This is a genomic window from Halococcus thailandensis JCM 13552 (assembly GCF_000336715.1).
GTDB classification, from domain to species: domain Archaea; phylum Halobacteriota; class Halobacteria; order Halobacteriales; family Halococcaceae; genus Halococcus; species Halococcus thailandensis.
The window spans coordinates 1-18000 of the sequence record NZ_AOMF01000167.1; the positions used below are offsets into that span (position 1 = coordinate 1).

Consider the following 18000-nt stretch of genomic DNA (forward strand, 5'->3'; position numbering starts at 1 on the left):
GAACTCGTTCGCCTGTTGCATCGACCTACTGCACTACTCGTACGGGTCCTAGGAGAGACTACCGAAATCACTCGGGGCTAAACACGTACTTCACGATCATGACCCAGCACCTGCCCTCCATTGGAGGCATTTCTGAGCAGGTCGAAGACGAGATCGCGGCGGCGTCGCTGGCGATCGGTGCCTCCCACGCGGGTGTCAAGGCCATGTCCGGCTCGTCCGGTGGCGGGTTCGCACTGATGAGCGAACCGCTGGGACTGGCGGAGATGACCGAGACGCCGATCGTCCTGGTGGAGGCGATGCGTGCGGGCCCCTCGACGGGGATGCCGACCAAACCCGAACAGGGCGACCTCGAGCACATCCTCTACACCAGTCAGGGTGATTCGAACAGAGTGGTCTTCGCCCCTGGTACCGTTGCGGAGGCCTACGAACAGTCCCGGGAAGCCTTCCGGGTGGCCTACGAGTACCAGATCCCGGTCGTGATCGTGATCGATCAGAAACTCTCCGGGGAGTTGGCGAGCGTGCCGGCGAGCCACTTCGATCGCGAACCGAATCCGGATCTCGGTAGNGTGATCGTGATCGATCAGAAACTCTCCGGGGAGTTGGCGAGCGTGCCGGCGAGCCACTTCGATCGCGAACCGAATCCGGATCTCGGTAGCGTCCTTACTGAGGACGAGATCCAGGAGGCGTCCCACCACGCCTCGGGGACGTTCAACCGGTTCCGCCACGACCCCGAGGACGGCGTGAGCCCGCGGAGCATCCCAGGTCAGAAGGACGGCCGATTCCTGGCGACGGGCAACGAGCACACCCCGCAGGGTCACATCGAGGAGGACCCCGACAATCGCGTCGCGCAGGTCGACCGGCGCACGCGCAAGCTCGAATCGATTCGAGAGGACCTCGACGAGAAGGAAAGTTCGAATCAGACGTACTACGGGCCAGAAGACGCAGAGCATGGCATTCTGGTCTGGGGGAGCCAGCAGGGGAGCGTCGAGGAGGCCGTCGACCGCCTGAACGACCAGGGTGAGTCGGTGAAGATGCTGGGCGTGAGCGACATGATGCCCTACCCCAAAGAAGACGTGACGGAGTTCCTCGAATCGGTCGAGGAGTGCCTGGTCGTCGAGATGAACATCACTGCCCAGTTCCGTGGATTGACCCAGAAGGAACTCGGACGGTTCGGCGAGAAGATGTCGAGCCTGCTGAAGTACAACGGCAACCCGTTCGAGCCGGCCGAAGTCGTCGAGGGGTTCGACATCCAGGTGAACGGTGGCGACGAACCGCCGACGGCACAGACGCGGATCGAACCCGCGGCAGGTGACTAATCCATGAGCAAATCATTCAGTGCGATCGGACAGGCGGCACAGGACGAGGAGATCGAGCGAGAGGCGTTCACGCCGGGCATCGAGCCGCAGGCGACGTGGTGTCCGGGCTGTGGCGACTTCAGCGTGCTCAAGGCGCTCAAGGGTGCGATGCCCGAGGTCGGACGCACACCGGACGAGACACTGCTGGTGACGGGCATCGGCTGTTCGGGCAAGCTGAACAGCTACTTCGAGTCATATGGGATGCACTCGATTCACGGGCGGTCGCTGCCGATCGCCCGTGCGGCGAAACTCGCGAACCCAGGATTGGAGGTGATCGCGGCGGGTGGCGACGGCGATGGGTACGGCATCGGCGGGAACCACTTCATGCACACCGCCCGCGAGAACCACGACATGACGTACATCGTCTTCAACAACGAAATCTTCGGGCTCACCAAAGGGCAAACCTCGCCGACGAGCCCGAAGGGTCACGAGTCGAAGACCCAGCCCCATGGGTCGGCCAAGGACCCGATCCGGCCGCTGTCGCTGGCGCTGACGTCGGGTGCCTCGTACATCGCCCGAACGGCGGCGGTGAACCCGCGGCAGGCGACGGAGATCTTGACCGAAGCGATCGAACACGACGGGTTCGCCCACGTCGACTTCCTGACGCAGTGTCCGACCTGGAACAAGGACGCCAAGCAGTACGTGCCGTACACGGACGTTCAGGACTCCGAGGAGTTCGACTTCGACGTCCACGACCGTCAGGAAGCCGCGGAGATGATGCACGAGACCGAGGACAAACTCTACGAGGGCGAGGTCCTCACTGGGCGCTTCTACGTCGACGAGGAGCGCCGGTCGTACGGTGAGGAGAAACGCTCGACGGGTGAGATGCCCGAGGAGCCGCTGGCCGAGCGCTACTTCGACGAGGAGGCCGACTGGGAGCGCAGTTACGACCTCCTCGACGCCCACAAGTAAGTCGCCAGCGCGTTTTCTGATTCGGAAGATCTTTTTTCATGGACACCAACTAGTCGATATGAGCGCGGACTCCACCGAGGACCGCATTCTCTCCGTCCTGGAGGAGGATGCGCAAGCCTCGTACGCCGACATCGCGAACCGAGCGGACGTCTCGAAGCCCACCGTTCGCAAGTACATCGACAAACTCGAACGCGACGGCGTTATCACGGGCTATTCGGCCGACATCGATCCGAAGAAGCTCTCCGGGCGCTCGATCGCGCTCGTCGGTATCGAAGTCGAGAGCGGCCGCTACGTCGAGACGACGCGCGCTATCACGGAGCTCGACGAGATCGAGACGCTCTACAGCTCCAGCGGCGATCACATGCTGATGGCCGAGATCCGCGCGCCTGACGGCAACGCCGTCGGCAACGTCATCGCTGACGATATCCTCTCGATCGAGGGCGTCACCGCCGCCCATCCCTCCTTCTTGCAGGAACGACTCAAGTAGGCGTTCCGCTCTCCGCGGGCGAAATGTACTCTCGCGTTGCTCGGTCGCACTCGCCGTTCACAATCCGATATATCGCCAGTTATCTACTGAATTTCGTTCGCGTCATTCCATCGGCATAGCGTTGTACCGCCCCGCTGTACAGCATCGCCCGTAGACGTCCTCGTACTCACCCTTCATCCACCAGGAGAACATCGTCGTCCGAGAGGAAATTTTCCGTCCCCGATGTTATCAGAACGTAGTCTTCTGGCACACGTCGAGCGCTGTTCAAAACGACGAACGTCGCTTCGCGTCTTTCGGACTCCACTGAGTCTGTGGTCGTGACGCGACTACGGATAGCAGAACGACGATTATAGCCATATCTCTGGCAGCCGTCGGCCGGCGGCGTTTTCACGCCACGGGTGCGAAACGACGGCATGAATACGCTGCGTGGCCTCCTCGCACGCGAGCGTCGGGGCGGGAGGATCGTCCTCCACGACGCTACCACCGGTCGCGAGTACGACGCCCGCCGACTCCTCACGAATGCCTGGAAAACGGGCAACTTCCTGCACCACTGCGGCGTCCGGAGCGGTCACACGGTCGCCGTCGTCGGTCGGACTCCCGAAGCGCTCCTCGGCTTTCTCGGTGCGGTGTCGCTCGGGGCCGTCACCCGTTTCGAGCCACCATCGACGACCGACGCGCGTGCGGTGATCGCGCCGACCAACGAGATCGACGCGTTCGAACTGCCGCCCGGCGGCACGAAGATCGCCTACGGCGACCCTCCGGACGACGCCCACGTCGAATACTTCGAGCGCGACGTCTGGAGCGAGAACCCGACGCTCGTCCCGGCGACGATCGACCCTGACGATCCCGTTCTCGCCACCGATGGTGCACAGGTTACGCACACCGAGCTACTCACTGCCGCCGAGGGAGTGATCGAATCGGTGGCCATGCAGGCGGGCGAGACGATCGCCGTGCGCGCACCGCTCTCTCGACCCGGAACCGTCGCGGGCGGCATCGTCGCCCCACTGCTCGCGGATGCGACCATCACGCTCCCGGACGGCGATATCGTCGTCGATGTGGCGGTCGCGAGCGACGACGCACCCGAACCGCGATCGCTCGATCCGGCGGACTGCTTCTGAGTTCTCGATTCGTCGAATCGATCCGAAAGAAACATTCATGTGGCGTTCGCGCATCGGCCATGCCAGGAACGCGCATCGAGCAGGGCGAACGGGTCACGCTGCGGACCGTCGAGCGCGAGGACAGCGAGTTCCTCCAGCGTGCACACGCCAATCCCGAGATCCGCTACCCGCTCGGCACCATCACACACATGAACGACAGCGAGATGGACGACTACTTCGAGGAGTTCATCGAGGACGAACACAACGTCGGTTTCGTCGTCTGTCTCGACGATGCAGGGCCGGATCACCCCGAGGAGGACGAAACCGAACCGATCGGTGTCGTCACTGTCAGGCGCGTCGATTGGGATCGGCCCAGTTTGGCCTACTGGCTCGTTCCGGATCACCACGGTGAGGGCTACGGCAAAGAGGCGGTTTCGCTCGTCGTCGAGTACGTCTTCCGGACGTTCGACGTCCACAGTCTCGGCGCGCACGCCTTCGATTTCAACGCGGCCTCGCGCGGGCTGCTCGAATCGCTCGGTTTCGTCGAGGAAGGTCGTGCGCGCGAGAACCGCTTTATCGACGGCGAGTACCGAGATTCGGTACAGTACGGACTGTTGCGCCGCGAGTGGCGCGAGCAGTGAGCTACGAAGTGGCTTCGGCCGTATCGCTGATCTTCATTCCCGAGAGCTTGTCGACGATCGTGTCGACTTTTCCGTCGAGTTCGTCGACGAACTCCTCGGTGCGCTCGGTCGTGATGGCACCCTGGCTCGACGGCTCGATGAGCGATTCCTCTTCGAGCACGCGCAGCGAGTAGCGCACCTTGTGATGAGGGTAGCCCGTCTCGTTGGACATCTTCACGATGCCGATCGGTTCGCTCTCGATGACCATCCGCAGCACCTGCAGATGGCGTTCCAGCATATCGACCTCTTTCTCAAGTCGGTCTATCATGGCATTTGTTAACTCGTGCGTGAGGGGTTTAAACGTTACTCCTCCGGATTCCGGTCGAAAAATTCTGCCACAGTGGGACGACTGCGATCGGCCGGCCCGTCGTCATCGGATTCGCTATTCCGGGCGTTAGTGGCCATGTATCATATACTTTCTGGCCTTCGACACCGAATGACGATGAATACCATCGAGTGGTGTACGACGTCACCGCCGTGACTGCCGGCACATCGAAATCGGTTTACCCGGAAGGTCGGAACCGAAGGACATGACAGTCACCATCGTCGGCGCACAGCTCGGCGACGAGGGCAAGGGCGGAATGGCCGACCGCTGGAGCGAATCGGCCAGCGTGGTCTGTCGGTATCAGGGCGGCGACAACGCCGGTCACACCGTCGTCCATGACGGCGAGGAGTACAAGCTCTCGTTGGTACCGAGCGGTGCCATCCGCGGGAAAACGAACGTGTTGGGCAACGGCTGCGTCGTCAACCCCGAGACGCTGTTCGAGGAACTCGACGCGCTCCAGAAGCGCGGCGTCGATCCCGACGTCCGGGTCGCCCGTCGCGCGCACGTCATCTTCCCCTACCATCGCGTTCTCGACGGCATCGAGGAAGACGTCAAGAGCGAGAGCGACTTCGACGTCGCCACCACCGGTCGCGGCATCGGCCCGACCTACGAGGACAAGGCCGGCCGGCGCGGCATCCGGATCGGCGACCTGCTCGACACCGACGTGCTGCGCGAGCGCCTCGAATACGTCGTCCCGCAGAAACGCGCGCTCGCCGAGGAGGTCTTCGGCGTCGAGACCGGCGAGGCGTTCGATATCGACGCACTCTACGACCAGTATGCGGCGTTCGGCGAACGGCTCGCCGAGGAGAACATGACCGTCGATGCCGGGACCTTCCTCGCCGATCGCATCGACGAGGGCGAGGACGTGCTCTTCGAGGGTGCACAGGGGACGATTTTGGATATCGACCACGGCAACTACCCCTACGTGACCTCCTCGAACCCCACGGCGGGCGGGACCTGCACCGGCACGGGACTCGGCCCGGGGATCGTCGGCGACGGCGAGATCGTCGGCATCGCCAAGGCCTACCTCTCGCGAGTCGGTACTGGCCCCCTCCCGACCGAACTCGGCGGCGTGGTCGGCCAGACGCCCGACTACGACGAGGACACCGAGCGCGGCGACGAGGCACTCGCCACGGAGCTCCGCGAGGCCGGCGGTGAGTACGGCACGGTCACGGGTCGGCCGCGACGCATCGGCTGGCTCGACATGCCGATGCTCCGCCATTCGACGCGCGCGAACGGGTTCACGGGACTCGTCGTCAACCACATCGACACGCTCGCCGGGCTCGACGAGGTGCGGGTGGGGCATGCCTACACGCTCGATGGCGAGGAGCGACTCACGCTACCGGCGACGACCGAACGGTGGGCCGACTGTGAGGCGTCCTTCCGCAGCTTCGACGGCTGGGACGACGCCGACTGGGATGCGATCGCTGACGAAGGCTACGACGCACTCCCCGAGAACGCACGCGCGTATCTGGACTACATCAGCGACGAACTCGACGTCCCGATCTACGCCGTCGGCGTCGGGCCGGGCCGCGAGCAGACGATCGTCCGCGAGGACCCGCTCGCGTAGACGACACCGTACAGCACCGCCTCCGCCGAAGCCCTCGGCGCGCTCCCTGCGGTCGCGGTGTTCGCTTCGCTCACACCGGTGCGCCTCGCCCTTCATCCTCCAGGAGAGCCGCGCTCTCCTGAGTCTCGGCCCGTTCCACTCGCCGAGACCCAGGTACCGGCAGCATCGCCAGCCGTCTCAGCACCGTAGCCGCGGCCGCACCGCCCCGCAGGCCGCGGCGCGGTCGCCCCGCAACCGCGCCACCCCGCGATTGCCGCTGGGCGAGCGCCACGCTTTTATCACCGCCGGTCGTCGTCTCGCGCATGAATTGGGGCGAGCGACGATGAAGGAGTCGCTGATGGAGATCGTGCGGTGTCCGATGGACAAGCAGGAGCTCGAACTCGAAGTCATCCAGCGAACCGACGACGAGGTGCTCGAAGGGCGACTCGTCTGTTCCGAGTGTGGCGAGGAGTACCCGATCGAGGAGGGGATTCCGAACCTGCTTCCACCGGACATGCGCGAGGACGCGCCGGCCTGAATATGGCTGAGTCGACCGCTTCGGGGACGCTCTCGGTTCATCTCAACCGCGCGGAGCTCCACGCCGTCGAGCTGCCGGCGACGTTCGCGAGTTCGGATTCGTTCGTCGTCGAACTCGACAACCACGGTGAAGCGACCCACGTCCACCTCCGTATCGACGACGCGCTCTCCGAGATCGCTTCGATCCCGACGAGCAACCACTACGTCCGTCCGGGCGCGACGGTGCGCGTTCCGATCCGCGTCCACGAGAGCGGCCCCGTCACGGGCCATCTCACCGTCGCCACCGCCTACGGCAGCCAGACCGAGGAGGTCGAGATCACGATCGAGCCGACCGCCGGCAAGCAGCGCGTCGAGATCGACGAATCGCTCATCGAGCGCACCGACGACACCGTCGATGCCGGCCCGACGAGTTCCTCGACACGGTCGACGGGCGGCACGACACGGTCACGATCGACCGGGAGAACGCGGTCGAACGCCGGCAGCATGTCGCGATCGAGTAGTGCAGGCGGCCTCGACAGTTCGGGACTGCTCGGTGCCACGGCGGTGGTGATCCTGCTGGGGATCGCACTGCTGTTCGTCGAGGGTGTCGCCATGTATATCGGTGCGGTCGCCGTTCTCGCCGGGCTCGTCGTCGCCGGCTATCTCCTGCTCTCCTGACTCAGTTCTTCTCGCGCAGACTCTCGAACTCGCCGTCGGCGAGTCGCTTCGCCCGGAGGTAGCGCGCCCGATACCGGTTCGCGCCATCGCCGACGTCGGCCTCGCGGATCTCGTCGACGCGTCCGTCGGCGACCGCATCGACCAGATCCGTCAGCTGCGAGCGCTCGCTCGGCGTCAGTTCGACTTCGTAGGTGCGCGTCTCCTCGCCTTCGAGAACGGCGAACTGTCGGGCGGCGGCGACGACGAGCGAACACGGCTCCCGACAGGGGAACTCGCCGTCACCACGGGGTGCGTCGAGGGGCGTCTCTTCGTCCTCGTCCCACTCGCGGCGTTTGAGACACTGCGAGTCGACACAGCAGGCCTCGGCCAGGTTTTCGACGCTATCGACATCGAGGTCGTCGATCACGCTGTAGATCCCCGTCTGGCGCTCGGCGGTCTCGCGGAAGTGGCTGACGTCCAGCTCGCCGGCCTGCTCGCGATACCAGTTGGCGACCGTCGCCGGGTAGAAGAACTCGACCGTGCGTACGAGATCGCGTCCGTCGAGATCGGCGAAGCGCCAGCCCTCCCGAAGGGTGGGTGCGGTCTTCAACGGGCGATACCGGCCGTCCTCGTCGAGCGTGCTGACCTCGCGGGCCTCGCGCGGGTCGTGATAGCTGTCGAGTTCCGCGACGGCAGTGGTCGCGTCGGCCGTATGACGGAGTTCGTAGCTGCGCTCGCCGTCGGTGCCGAGTGTCGTAGTAACGAGCAGCTCCCCCCACTCGCGCGTGAGCCCATTGACGAGCGTCTCGTACCGCTCGCGCACGCCGAGTTCGCTCGCGTGTTCGACCCAGCGGAGGAACGCCTCGTTCGTCTCGCTCGCCCCGCGCCAGTAGTGCCAGTTCGAGACGAACCAGGGGTTCTCGGTCGCGAGCGCGTCGAACTCCTCCTCGCTCAGGCCGTCGTGGCTCACCTCCGGCGTCACGAACGTGTAGCCCGAATCATCCTGCGTGGCCGACAGTCCGTCGCGGGTCACGCCGTCGGCGGCGGCTTCGCGGAGCGCCGCCAACTGGGAATCGTTCATCAATCACCGGCCGCCGGCGTGGCGGTCCGTTTGCGGACGATGTCGAGCGCCTCGTCGACGTCCGCGCCGGCGTCGGCCGCGCGTTCGAGCAGTACGTCGGCCATGAGCGGTTCGGTCCCGACCGCGCCGGCGTACCAGATGTGGTGACCCTCGACCTCGGTGGGGGTCTCGTAGCCCTCGCGGTAATCGTCGGTCAGCCCCATGTCCTCGGGGATGTCCTCCTGGGTGTGATAACCGTCGGCGACAAAGAGGGGGACGACGACGACGTCCTCGCTCTCGAAGTAGTCGGTCACGTCGTCGACCTCCGGCTCCTCGTCCATGAACAGCGCATTGACCTCGTCGAACCGGTCCATCTCGCGGACGCGATCGGCGTGATACTCGATCGCTTTCGCGGAGTTCTCGTTGCGATTCGTCCCGTGACCGACGACCGCGAGGCCAAACCCCTCGCCTACGTCCGGATTTTGGGTTACTGACTCGGCGCGCTGGACGATGACGTCGGACATGGCGGGATGGGTGCCGACCGGGCCGCAGTAGTGGATCGTTTTATCGACATCGGCGGCCGTGAGGGTGGCCGTGTCGGCGTCCGTTCCGTCGGAATCCCACAGCGAGACGTCCCAGTCCTCCAGGCGAAGCTCGCGCGGGATGACCTCCTCGGTGAAGTAGCCCTCGCTCACGAACAGCGGCACGACGTAGACCTCCTCGCTCTCGATGGTCCGCAGAACCTCCCGGAAGGAGGGTTCCTCCTTCCAGAACGCCTCGCGCACTTCGTCGAAGGCCCCCGCCGCGCGCACGGTGTCGGCGTGGGTGAAGGTCGGGTCGTGCGAGCCGGGGTTCAGGTGTGATCCGTGGGCGACGATGACCAGTGCCGGCATACCGAAACAGACGGGTGGGATCGGTTTAGTGGCTTCGCCTCCCCGCTCTCGGGACGAGATTTATCGCTTCAGAACCGACGAACAGGACGGTTGCGGTCGGCGCGCGGGAGTGCCGAAGGCACGACTCGCGCGAGGGATGAGCGAGAGAGTGAAACGAACGAGCGAATCGGTTGGGGAGGTATGTGGGCTGTGGTGGTGCGGTTGCGGTCTCTCATTTGTATCGCGACTCGCGGTCCCAACACGATACGCCACCCTGATTTCAGTACGTCGAGTTTTTCGTCCTCGACAGACCACACCGGAGTATGACTCTCGCCGCCGACACCAGACGCGCGGTGCGCCGAAATCCGTTCGTGTTCGAGGCGCTCCGGGCGGGCGTGCTCAACTACACCGCCGCCGCACGATTCCTCGACGTCGGCGATCTCGATCCGGTGGCCGCTGCGCTGCGGCGCTACGCAGAGGAGCTACCCAGTTACGAGTCCGATTCGCGCGACGCGCGCGTGACGATGCGGAGCGGTCTCGGTGCGGTGGAGCTGTCCGAGGGAGGTGGCGAAAACGACGACAACGAGGCGCTGCTCGCGGTCGGTGGCCACGCGCTCGTGCCCGACACGGGATCGCTGACGGGTGTGCTCGCCACCGGGGAAGTCGATGCCCGAGCGCTCGCGCACGTTCTCGATCGCCTGGCCGTCGAGGGAATCGACGTGACGGCTGCGGGCGTCGCCGGCGACGCACTTCTGATCGCCGTGGATCGGCGGGCAGGTCCCGACGCGGTGCGAGTCGTCGAGGGGGCGCTCGCGGGAGTTGTGACGACTCCGACGGATTGAAGCGCTGGCCCGCGTAGATGGGACGATGACGTTGCGCGTGGAGAACACCCTCACCGGCGAGCGCGAACCGTTCGAGCCACAGGACCCCGATTCCGTACTGCTCTACTACTGTGGCCTGACGGTCTCGGATCGCGCTCACCTCGGCCACGCGCGCACGTGGGTCCACGTCGACGTGATGCATCGCTGGCTCGAACACCTAGGCTACGCGGTGCGCCACGTCGAGAACTTCACCGACGTGAACGAGAAGATCGTCGCCCGCGTGGGCGAGGACGACCTCGGCGACTCCGAGAACGCGGTCGCGCGCGGGTTCATCGAGAAGACGCTCGACGACATGCGTGCGCTCAACCTGAAGCGCGCGGAAGTCTACCCGCGGGTTTCGGAGCATATCCCCGAGATCGTCGACCTCGTCGAGCGACTCGTCGAGGGTGGCCACGCCTACGAGTCGAACGGCTCCGTCTATTTCGACGTGGGGAGCTTCGACTCGTACGGCGAACTCTCGAACCAGCGCCTCGACGAGATCGAATCACAGGGCGATCCCGACGAGCGTAGCGAGAAACGCCATCCGGCCGACTTCGCGCTCTGGAAGGCCGGCGGCGTCTCACCCGAGGCCGTTTCGGAGCATCGCCACGACGAGAGCGTCGCGCCGTCGTCCGGCCAGACCTGGGAGTCGCCGTGGGGCGAGGGCCGGCCGGGCTGGCATATCGAGTGCTCGGCGATGAGCATGGCACATCTCGACGAGACGATCGACATCCACGTCGGCGGACGCGATCTCGTCTTCCCCCATCACGAGAACGAGCGCGCTCAGAGCGAGGCCGCCACGGGCGAGACGTTCAGCGAATACTGGCTCCACGCCGATCTCTTCGCGATGGACGACGAGAAGATGAGTTCGAGCCTCGGCAACTTCATCACCGTCGACGAGGCGCTCGCTGACTACGGTCTGAACGCGATCCGTACCTTCCTGCTGTCGGGCAGCTACAACAGCACCCAGACCTACAGTGAATCGGCGATTCAGGAAGCCGTCGAGCGCGCCGAACGGCTCGAACGCACCCACGAGCGGGCGGTCGCGGCGCTCGACGGGCCCGACGCACGAACGAAGGTCGACGACGAGCGACTGCGCGATGCCGTCGACGACACGCGCGAGGCGTTCACGACCGCGATGAACGACGACTTCAACACCAGGGGCGCGCTTGCGGCGCTGCTCGAACTCGCGACGGTGATCAACTCCCGGCTCGACGCCGAGGACGAACACGATTATCGGGCGCTCAAACGGGCCGTCGAGACGTTCGAGGAGTTCGGCGAGGGGATACTCGGCCTGAGCTTCACCGAGGGGACCACGGGCGAAGTTGGCATCGCCGACGAGCTGGTCGAACTCCTGCTCGACGTGCGCGAGTCGGCTCGCGAGGCGGGCAACTACGACCGTGCCGACGAGCTCCGGACCGAACTGGAAGCACTCGGCGTCGAGATCCAGGACACCGACGACGGCCCGACCTACCGCCTGGGGGCAGGCGAATGAAATCCGGCGAGCATTTCCTGCTCAGTGTTCCCGTCGTCGGGTGGGTTCTCGCACGCACCGACGAACGCTCGCCACGTCGACTGGCGGCGCTCGTGGCGTATGGTCTGGGCCTCGGCGTACTCATCGATCTCGATCACTTTGTGCTCGCACGACTGCGCGTCGGCGACTGGCATCATCTCACGGACTGTCTGCGGGATCCGAAACGCGTGTTCGTCGATCAGGAGAACCTCTTCGAGGGGACGGGCGAGATGGCCAGTCTCCGACTGCTGAGTCACGTCCTCATCGGTGGCGCGCTGATCGCGATCGCCCGACGGGTGAGCGGCCCGGTCGGGAAACTTACCGAACGGGTTCTCTTCGTACACGTGCTCGCTGACCTGCTGCGGGACAACGGGATCGTCTGACCGGCTACGTTTCGAGCACGTCGATACAGGCGATACCGTCGCCGTCTTCGAGCGCCATGATCGTCACACCCATCGTGTTCCGGCCGACGGTCGAGATATCGCCGACGGGCGTGCGCATGATCTGGCCGGAATCACTCATCACCACGAGATCGTCGTCGGCGGTCGCGGCCTCGATGGCAGTGACGCGGCCGTTGCGCTCGTTCGTCTTGATGTCCTTCAGCCCCTTGCCGTAGCGCGACTGGGTACTGTACTCGCTCATCGGCGTGCGCTTGCCGTAGCCGTTCTCGGTGACGGTGAGGAGGTCGGCGTCGTCGGTGGCTGCGACGACCCCCGCGACCGCGTCGTCACCCTGGAGATCGACGCCGTTGACGCCGCGGGCGCTCCGTCCCATCTCCCGGGCCTCTTCTTTCGGGAAGCGGATCGCCATCCCCTGCTGTGTGCCGATCAACAGGTCGCCGTCGTCGTCGGTGACTGCGACGTCGACGAGTTCGTCGCCGTCCTCCAGCCGGGTGGCGATCAGCCCGCCCGAGTGGATGTTCTCGAACTCGCTCGCGCAGGTCCGCTTGACGTAGCCGTCGTGCGTGACCATCGTGAGACACTCCTCGTCGGTGAGGTCGTCGGTCGCCACGACGGCGGTGATCGCCTCGCCGTCGTCGAGATCGACGAGATTGATCGCGGATTTCCCGCGGGCGGTCCGGCCCATCTCGGGCACCTCGTAGACCTTGAGGCGATAGACGTAGCCCTGGTTGGTGAACGTGAGGAGGTAGTCGTGGGTGTTCGCCCGGAACACCGCCGAGACGCGGTCACCGTCCTTGAGTTTCGTGCCGATGATCCCCTTGCCGCCGCGACCCTGGGGATCGAACTGGCCGGCCGGCATCCGCTTGATGTAGTCGTTCTCGGTCATCACGACGACGACCTCTTCGTCGGGGATGAGGTCCTCGCGCGTGACGGTGCCGTAGTCCTCGACGATCCGTGTCCGGCGGTCGTCGGCGTACTCGTCCTGAACCGCGCGCAGTTCGTCGGTGATGACCCGATCGAGTTCGGCGTCGCTCGCGAGGATGGTTTCGAGGCGGTCGATCTCGCTTTCGACGTTCTCGTACTCGGTCTCGATCTCCTCGGCTTCGAGCGCCGTCAGGCTCCCCAACTGCATCCGGACGATGTGGTCGGCCTGTCGCTCGGAGAACTCGTAGGCTTCCCTGAGAGCGCTCTTGGCCGCGTCGCGATCGTCGGCCTCGCGGATCAGCTCGACGACGTCGTCGGCGTTTTCGAGCGCCGTCAGCCGTCCGGAGAGGATGTGCGCGCGCTCCTCGGCCTCGTCGAGGTCGTGCTGGGAGCGTCGTCGGACGACCTCGCGGCGGTGGTCGAGATAGTGCGCAAGCAGTTCCTTCAGATCGAGCACCTGCGGCTCGCCGTCGACCAGCGCGAGGTTGATCACGCCGAAGGTCTTTTCGAGGCAGTGTTCGAGCAGCTGATTCTCGACGACGTCCGTGAGCGCGCCGCGCTTGAGGTCGACGACGATACGGATGCCGTCGCGATCGGACTCGTCGCGGAGATCGCTCACGCCGTCGAGCGTGCCGTCGTTGACGAGATCGGCGATATGCTCGACGAGTTTGGCCTTGTTCTGCTGGTAGGGAAGTTCGGTGATGACGATGCGTTCGTGACTGCCCGCCTCCTCGATCTCGTAGCTCGCACGCATCCGCACGCGACCGCGACCGGTGGTGTACGCCGAATGGATCGCCTCGCGACCGACGATCTCGGCGCCCGTGGGGAAGTCCGGTCCCTTTACGTGCTCCATCAGATCCTCGACAGCTGTCTCTTATACACATCTNGGGACGTTGGTGCTCATCCCGACCGCGATGCCCGAGGAGCCGTTGACGAGGAGGTTCGGGAACGCCGACGGGAGGACGTCCGGCTCTTCGAGACGATCGTCGTAGTTCGGTTTGAAATCGACGGTGTCCTTCTCGATATCCGAGAGCAGTTCCTCGGCGATGGAGCTCATCCGCGCCTCGGTGTAACGCATCGCGGCCGGCGGATCGCCGTCGACCGAGCCGAAGTTGCCCTGGCCGTCGACCAGCGGCGCACGCATCGAGAAGTCCTGGGCCAGCCTGGCGAGCGCGTCGTAGATCGCCGAGTCGCCGTGCGGGTGGTAGTCACCCATCGTGTCCCCGACGACCGAGGAGGACTTTCGGTGGCCCGCGTTCGAGGTGACGCCCTCCTCGTGCATCGCGTAGAGGATGCGCCGATGGACGGGTTTGAGGCCGTCACGGACGTCGGGCAGCGCGCGTCCGGCGATGACGCTCATCGCGTAGTCGATATACGACTGTTCCATCTCGTCTTCGATCCGGACCGAATCGACGTTCGCGGCCGCGTTCGATCCTGGTTGGGGGATGTCTGAACTCATGTGGTGTAGCTATCGGTGATACTGAAACGGGTTACAGCGCGGCAGCCGCGCCGTGGCGGTGCGGCTGCGGGAGCGGTGCGGTCGTAGTGTGGGGACCGTCGTCCTCGGTGGATGAAGGGCGAGGCCCGCTTCGCGGGCCGAGGGCTTCGGCGGTGCTGTGCGGGGCGGTCACACCAGCGAGCGGGTACTTTTGGCGTACTTCTTCCGAGCACGCCGAAGGAAAACGGTACACGGTTAGATATCGACCCAGTCGGCGTCGGTCGCGTGACTCTTGATGAACTGTCGGCGGGGTTCGACGGCGTCACCCATCAGGACGTTGAACATCTTGTCCGCGGCGGCGGCGTCCTCCAGCGTGATCTGCTTCAGGATGCGGTTCTCGGGGTTCATCGTCGTCTCCCAGAGCTGTTCGGGGTTCATCTCGCCCAGTCCTTTGAACCGCTGGACCTGATCGGGCGTGCCGCCACACTTCTCCTCGACGATCTCGTCGCGTTCTGCTTCGGTCATCGCGTCGTAGGTCTCGCCGCCGTTGCGAACCCGGTAGAGCGGCGGTTGGGCGGCGTAGACGTAGCCGGCCTCGATCAGCGGCGTGAGATAGCGGTAGAGCAGTGTGAGATAGAGCGTCCGGATGTGCGCGCCGTCGACGTCCGCGTCGGTCATGATGATGATCTTGTGATAGCGCGCCTCCTCGACGTCGAACTCCTCGTCGACGCCCGCGCCGATGGCGGTGATGAGATTGCGGATCTTCTCGTTTTCGAGGATGCGATCCAGCCGGTGTTTCTCGACGTTCAGCACCTTGCCGAACAGCGGGAGGATCGCCTGGAACTCGCGGTCGCGACCCTGTTTGGCGCTGCCGCCGGCCGAATCGCCCTCGACGATGAACAGTTCGGACTCCGTCGGATCGCGGCTCTGACAGTCGGCGAGCTTGCCCGGCAAGGCTGTGGATTCGAGCGCCGACTTCCGCCGGGTGAGCTCCTCGGCCTTCTTGGCCGCACGGCGGGCTTTGGCCGCCTCGACGGCCTTGCCGATGACCGCTTCGGCGGTGTCGGGATGCTCCTCGAAGTAGGTATCCAGCTGTTCGTGGATGGCGCTCTCGACGACACCACGGACCTCGCTGTTGCCGAGCTTGGTCTTGGTCTGTCCCTCGAACTGTGGGTCGGGATGTTTGATCGAGATCACCGCCGTGAGCCCCTCACGGATATCGCTGCCCGTGAGGTTCTCGTCGTCGAGGGGTTTCAGGAGCCCGTGTTCGCTTGCGTAGTCGTTGACGACCCGCGTGAGCGCGGTCTTGAACCCGGTGAGATGGGTGCCGCCCTCGCGGGTGTTGATGTTGTTGGCGAAGGCGTGGATCGAACCCTGGAGCTCGTCGGTCGCCTGGAGCGCGATCTCGACGGAGATCTCGCCGTCGTCGACGGTGGCGGCGTCGTCGAAGTAGATGACGTCCTCGTGGAGGGCGCTCTTGGTCTCGTTGAGATAGACGACGAACTCGCGGATCCCGCCGTCGTAGCGGAACCGTTCGCGGCTCCCGTCGCGCTCGTCGTCGAGCTCGATCTCGACGCCGGAGTTGAGGAAAGCGAGCTCGCGCAGTCGGTTGGCGAGCGTCGAGGCGTCGAACGTCGTGTCGGTGAAGACCGCCTCGTCGGGCCAGAACTGGAGCTTCGTGCCGGTCGATTCGTCCTCACGGAGATCGCGAACCCGTTCGAGATCGCCCTCGGGTTCGCCGTGGTCGAACCGCTGCTCCCAGACCGCGCCGTCGCGCTTGACGGTCACCTCGACCCACTTCGAGAGCGCGTTCACCACGGAGATGCCGACGCCGTGCAGGCCACCGGAGACCTGGTAGGACTCCTTGTCGAACTTCCCGCCGGCGTGGAGGACGGTCATGATCACTTCCAGGGCGGACTTGCCGTCCTCGTGCTCGTCGACCGGGATCCCCCGGCCGTCGTCGGTCACGCTCACCGAGGGATGCTCGCCGTCGTGGACCGTGACCGAGATCGAATCGCAGTAGCCGGCGAGCGCCTCGTCGATGGCGTTGTCGACGACCTCGTACACCAGATGATGGAGACCACGTGCGTCCGTCGAACCGATATACATCGCCGGGCGTTTCCGTACCGCCTGTAGCCCTTCTAAGACCTGTATCTGTCCGGCTCCGTACTCGTCCTGGGGCATATATAAGCTATCGATTCCTAGCGGTCCCGAGGGCATAAGTCTCCCGCACGCGCGCGAACGAAAGCACGGCGGGGCGAACAGATTCGCCCGATGTGATGGCCGATGGGCACGGTTTCGACTCGCCGGTCGAGCGATCACCTCCACTTCCACCCCGCTACCGCGGTCGTTTTAACCGTCGCTCGAATACGCCGGGTAATGCCATCCCTCCAGTCGACGCTCGACGACGAGGGGGTCGCCGACGAACTGGCGGCGAGCCAGCGTTCGATCTCCATCGCCGAGTTCTTCGAGAAGAACAAGCACATGCTCGGGTTCGACAGCGGGGCCCGAGGACTCGTCACCGCCGTCAAGGAGGCCGTCGACAACGCGCTCGACGCCGCCGAGGAAGCCGGCCATCTCCCCGACATCTACATCGAGATCGAGGAGGTCGGCGACTACTACCGGCTCGTCGTCGAGGACAACGGTCCCGGCATCACGAGCGAGGAACTCCCCAAAGTCTTCGGGAAGCTCCTCTACGGCTCCCGATTTCACAAACGCGAACAGGCTCGCGGTCAGCAGGGGATCGGTATCTCCGCGGCGGTGCTCTACTCACAGCTCACCAGCGGTAAACCCGCGAAGATCACCAGTCGGACACAGGGTGGCGAGGCGAAGTATTTCGAACTCATCATCGACACCGACACGAACGAGCCCGAGGTCTCCGTCGACGAGACGACGACCTGGGATCGAACCCACGGCACGCGCATCGAACTGGAGATGGAGGCGAACATGCGCGCACGCGGCCAGCTCAGGGATTACGTGAAACACACTGCGGTCGTCAACCCACACGCCCGCATCGAGCTCCGCGAGCCGAACGGCGAGTTCAAGGCCGAGCGCGCGACCGACCAGCTCCCCGCCGAAACCGAGGAGATCCGCCCCCATCCCCACGGCGTCGAGCTCGGCACGCTGCTCAAGATGCTCGAATCGACCGACTCCTACAGCGTCTCGGGGTTCCTCCAGGAGGAGTTCACCCGTGTCGGGAAGAAGACGGCGACGAACGTCATCGCGGCGTTCACCGACCGCCACTACGGCCGCGAGATGGCCTGGCGGACGCCGGCGACCCACGAAGCAGATATCGAGGACGCCGTCACCGAAGCGGTGGCGAACAAGGGACAAGCGCTGTCTCTTATACACATC

15 protein-coding genes and 2 pseudogenes are annotated in these 18000 nt (G+C 64.9%); 12 read left to right on the forward strand and 5 right to left on the reverse strand.

What is annotated here, in order from left to right; all coding sequences use genetic code 11:
• Positions 1-89: 89 nt before the first annotated feature.
• The 5 genes and pseudogenes from C451_RS15755 to C451_RS15775 form a co-directional block, all read left to right on the forward strand.
• Positions 90-1316: pseudogene (locus C451_RS15755) on the forward strand (2-oxoacid:acceptor oxidoreductase subunit alpha); the annotation flags it as partial.
• 3 nt (positions 1317-1319) lie between these two features.
• Positions 1320-2267 (forward strand): thiamine pyrophosphate-dependent enzyme, encoded by a 948-nt coding sequence (locus C451_RS15760; protein ID WP_007742092.1) that lies wholly within the window; start codon positions 1320-1322, stop codon positions 2265-2267.
• 58 nt (positions 2268-2325) lie between these two features.
• Positions 2326-2754 carry an HTH-type transcriptional regulator LrpA1 gene (lrpA1, locus tag C451_RS15765; RefSeq protein ID WP_007742094.1) on the forward strand — a complete coding sequence of 143 codons (429 nt, stop codon included), beginning with the start codon at positions 2326-2328 and terminating at the stop codon, positions 2752-2754.
• Between the two features lie 413 nt (positions 2755-3167).
• Positions 3168-3872 (forward strand): hypothetical protein, encoded by a 705-nt coding sequence (locus tag C451_RS15770; RefSeq protein ID WP_049913169.1) that lies wholly within the window; start codon positions 3168-3170, stop codon positions 3870-3872.
• 59 nt (positions 3873-3931) lie between these two features.
• Positions 3932-4492 carry a GNAT family N-acetyltransferase gene (locus tag C451_RS15775; RefSeq protein ID WP_007742098.1) on the forward strand — a complete coding sequence of 187 codons (561 nt, stop codon included), beginning with the start codon at positions 3932-3934 and terminating at the stop codon, positions 4490-4492.
• A gap of 1 nt (position 4493) precedes the next feature.
• On the opposite strand, the gene C451_RS15780 is transcribed toward C451_RS15775, so the two are convergent.
• Positions 4494-4799, reverse strand: a complete 306-nt coding sequence (locus C451_RS15780) for a hypothetical protein (RefSeq protein WP_007742100.1) — start codon at positions 4797-4799, stop codon at positions 4494-4496.
• A 262-nt stretch (positions 4800-5061) separates the two neighbouring features.
• Between C451_RS15780 and C451_RS15785 the strand changes: the two genes are divergently transcribed.
• The 3 genes from C451_RS15785 (at position 5062) to C451_RS15800 (ending at position 7599) form a co-directional block, all read left to right on the forward strand.
• The gene (locus C451_RS15785) at positions 5062-6426 is read left to right on the forward strand and encodes an adenylosuccinate synthase (RefSeq protein ID WP_007742102.1); all 1365 of its coding nucleotides are present in this window, start codon (positions 5062-5064) and stop codon (positions 6424-6426) included.
• Between the two features lie 322 nt (positions 6427-6748).
• Positions 6749-6943, forward strand: coding sequence for a methytransferase partner Trm112 (locus C451_RS15795; RefSeq protein ID WP_004055557.1), 195 nt, complete (start codon positions 6749-6751; stop codon positions 6941-6943).
• 2 nt (positions 6944-6945) lie between these two features.
• Positions 6946-7599, forward strand: coding sequence for a DUF7524 family protein (locus tag C451_RS15800; RefSeq protein WP_007742105.1), 654 nt, complete (start codon positions 6946-6948; stop codon positions 7597-7599).
• A gap of 1 nt (position 7600) precedes the next feature.
• Here C451_RS15800 and C451_RS15805 read toward each other — a convergent pair whose 3' ends face one another.
• Positions 7601-8659: a DR2241 family protein gene (locus tag C451_RS15805; protein WP_007742107.1), complete on the reverse strand. Its 1059-nt coding sequence runs from the start codon at positions 8657-8659 to the stop codon at positions 7601-7603.
• Positions 8659-9531 (reverse strand): CbiX/SirB N-terminal domain-containing protein, encoded by an 873-nt coding sequence (locus tag C451_RS15810; RefSeq protein WP_007742110.1) that lies wholly within the window; start codon positions 9529-9531, stop codon positions 8659-8661. Before C451_RS15810 ends, C451_RS15805 begins: the two co-directional genes overlap by 1 nt.
• Positions 9532-9833: 302 nt before the next feature.
• Between C451_RS15810 and C451_RS15815 the strand changes: the two genes are divergently transcribed.
• Genes C451_RS15815 through C451_RS15825 form a run of 3 tightly spaced genes read left to right on the forward strand, consistent with a single transcriptional unit; the run spans position 9834 to position 12266 of the window.
• The gene (locus tag C451_RS15815; RefSeq protein ID WP_007742111.1) at positions 9834-10352 is read left to right on the forward strand and encodes a DUF7523 family protein; all 519 of its coding nucleotides are present in this window, start codon (positions 9834-9836) and stop codon (positions 10350-10352) included.
• A gap of 25 nt (positions 10353-10377) precedes the next feature.
• The gene (gene cysS / locus C451_RS15820) at positions 10378-11865 is read left to right on the forward strand and encodes a cysteine--tRNA ligase (protein ID WP_007742112.1); all 1488 of its coding nucleotides are present in this window, start codon (positions 10378-10380) and stop codon (positions 11863-11865) included.
• Positions 11862-12266, forward strand: coding sequence for a hypothetical protein (locus C451_RS15825; RefSeq protein WP_007742113.1), 405 nt, complete (start codon positions 11862-11864; stop codon positions 12264-12266). The genes cysS and C451_RS15825 overlap by 4 nt, the downstream gene beginning before the upstream one ends.
• A gap of 4 nt (positions 12267-12270) precedes the next feature.
• Here the strand turns inward: C451_RS15825 and gyrA are convergent.
• Both gyrA and gyrB read right to left on the reverse strand, forming a co-directional pair.
• Positions 12271-14667, reverse strand: a pseudogene (gene gyrA / locus C451_RS15830) (DNA gyrase subunit A).
• 234 nt (positions 14668-14901) lie between these two features.
• Entirely contained in the window at positions 14902-16830 is a 1929-nt protein-coding gene (gene gyrB, locus C451_RS15835) for a DNA topoisomerase (ATP-hydrolyzing) subunit B (RefSeq protein WP_007742114.1), read from the reverse strand.
• A gap of 195 nt (positions 16831-17025) precedes the next feature.
• Here gyrB and C451_RS15840 point away from each other — a divergent pair.
• On the forward strand, positions 17026-18000 hold a 975-nt coding region (locus tag C451_RS15840), incomplete at its 3' end, for a DNA topoisomerase VI subunit B (protein WP_007742115.1).

Bases quoted from the DNA above. Each gene is read 5' to 3' on its own strand.
- C451_RS15770 (WP_049913169.1), top strand. From the start codon at position 3,168: ATGAATACGCTGCGTGGCCTCCTCGCACGCGAGCGTCGGGGCGGGAGG.
- lrpA1 (WP_007742094.1), top strand. From the start codon at position 2,326: ATGAGCGCGGACTCCACCGAGGACCGCATTCTCTCCGTCCTGGAGGAG.
- C451_RS15825 (WP_007742113.1), top strand. From the start codon at position 11,862: ATGAAATCCGGCGAGCATTTCCTGCTCAGTGTTCCCGTCGTCGGGTGG.
- C451_RS15780 (WP_007742100.1), bottom strand. From the start codon at position 4,799: ATGATAGACCGACTTGAGAAAGAGGTCGATATGCTGGAACGCCATCTG.
- C451_RS15810 (WP_007742110.1), bottom strand. From the start codon at position 9,531: ATGCCGGCACTGGTCATCGTCGCCCACGGATCACACCTGAACCCCGGC.
- C451_RS15760 (WP_007742092.1), top strand. From the start codon at position 1,320: ATGAGCAAATCATTCAGTGCGATCGGACAGGCGGCACAGGACGAGGAG.
- C451_RS15800 (WP_007742105.1), top strand. From the start codon at position 6,946: ATGGCTGAGTCGACCGCTTCGGGGACGCTCTCGGTTCATCTCAACCGC.
- gyrB (WP_007742114.1), bottom strand. From the start codon at position 16,830: ATGCCCCAGGACGAGTACGGAGCCGGACAGATACAGGTCTTAGAAGGG.
- cysS (WP_007742112.1), top strand. From the start codon at position 10,378: ATGACGTTGCGCGTGGAGAACACCCTCACCGGCGAGCGCGAACCGTTC.
- C451_RS15775 (WP_007742098.1), top strand. From the start codon at position 3,932: ATGCCAGGAACGCGCATCGAGCAGGGCGAACGGGTCACGCTGCGGACC.
- C451_RS15795 (WP_004055557.1), top strand. From the start codon at position 6,749: ATGAAGGAGTCGCTGATGGAGATCGTGCGGTGTCCGATGGACAAGCAG.
- C451_RS15805 (WP_007742107.1), bottom strand. From the start codon at position 8,659: ATGAACGATTCCCAGTTGGCGGCGCTCCGCGAAGCCGCCGCCGACGGC.
- C451_RS15815 (WP_007742111.1), top strand. From the start codon at position 9,834: ATGACTCTCGCCGCCGACACCAGACGCGCGGTGCGCCGAAATCCGTTC.
- C451_RS15785 (WP_007742102.1), top strand. From the start codon at position 5,062: ATGACAGTCACCATCGTCGGCGCACAGCTCGGCGACGAGGGCAAGGGC.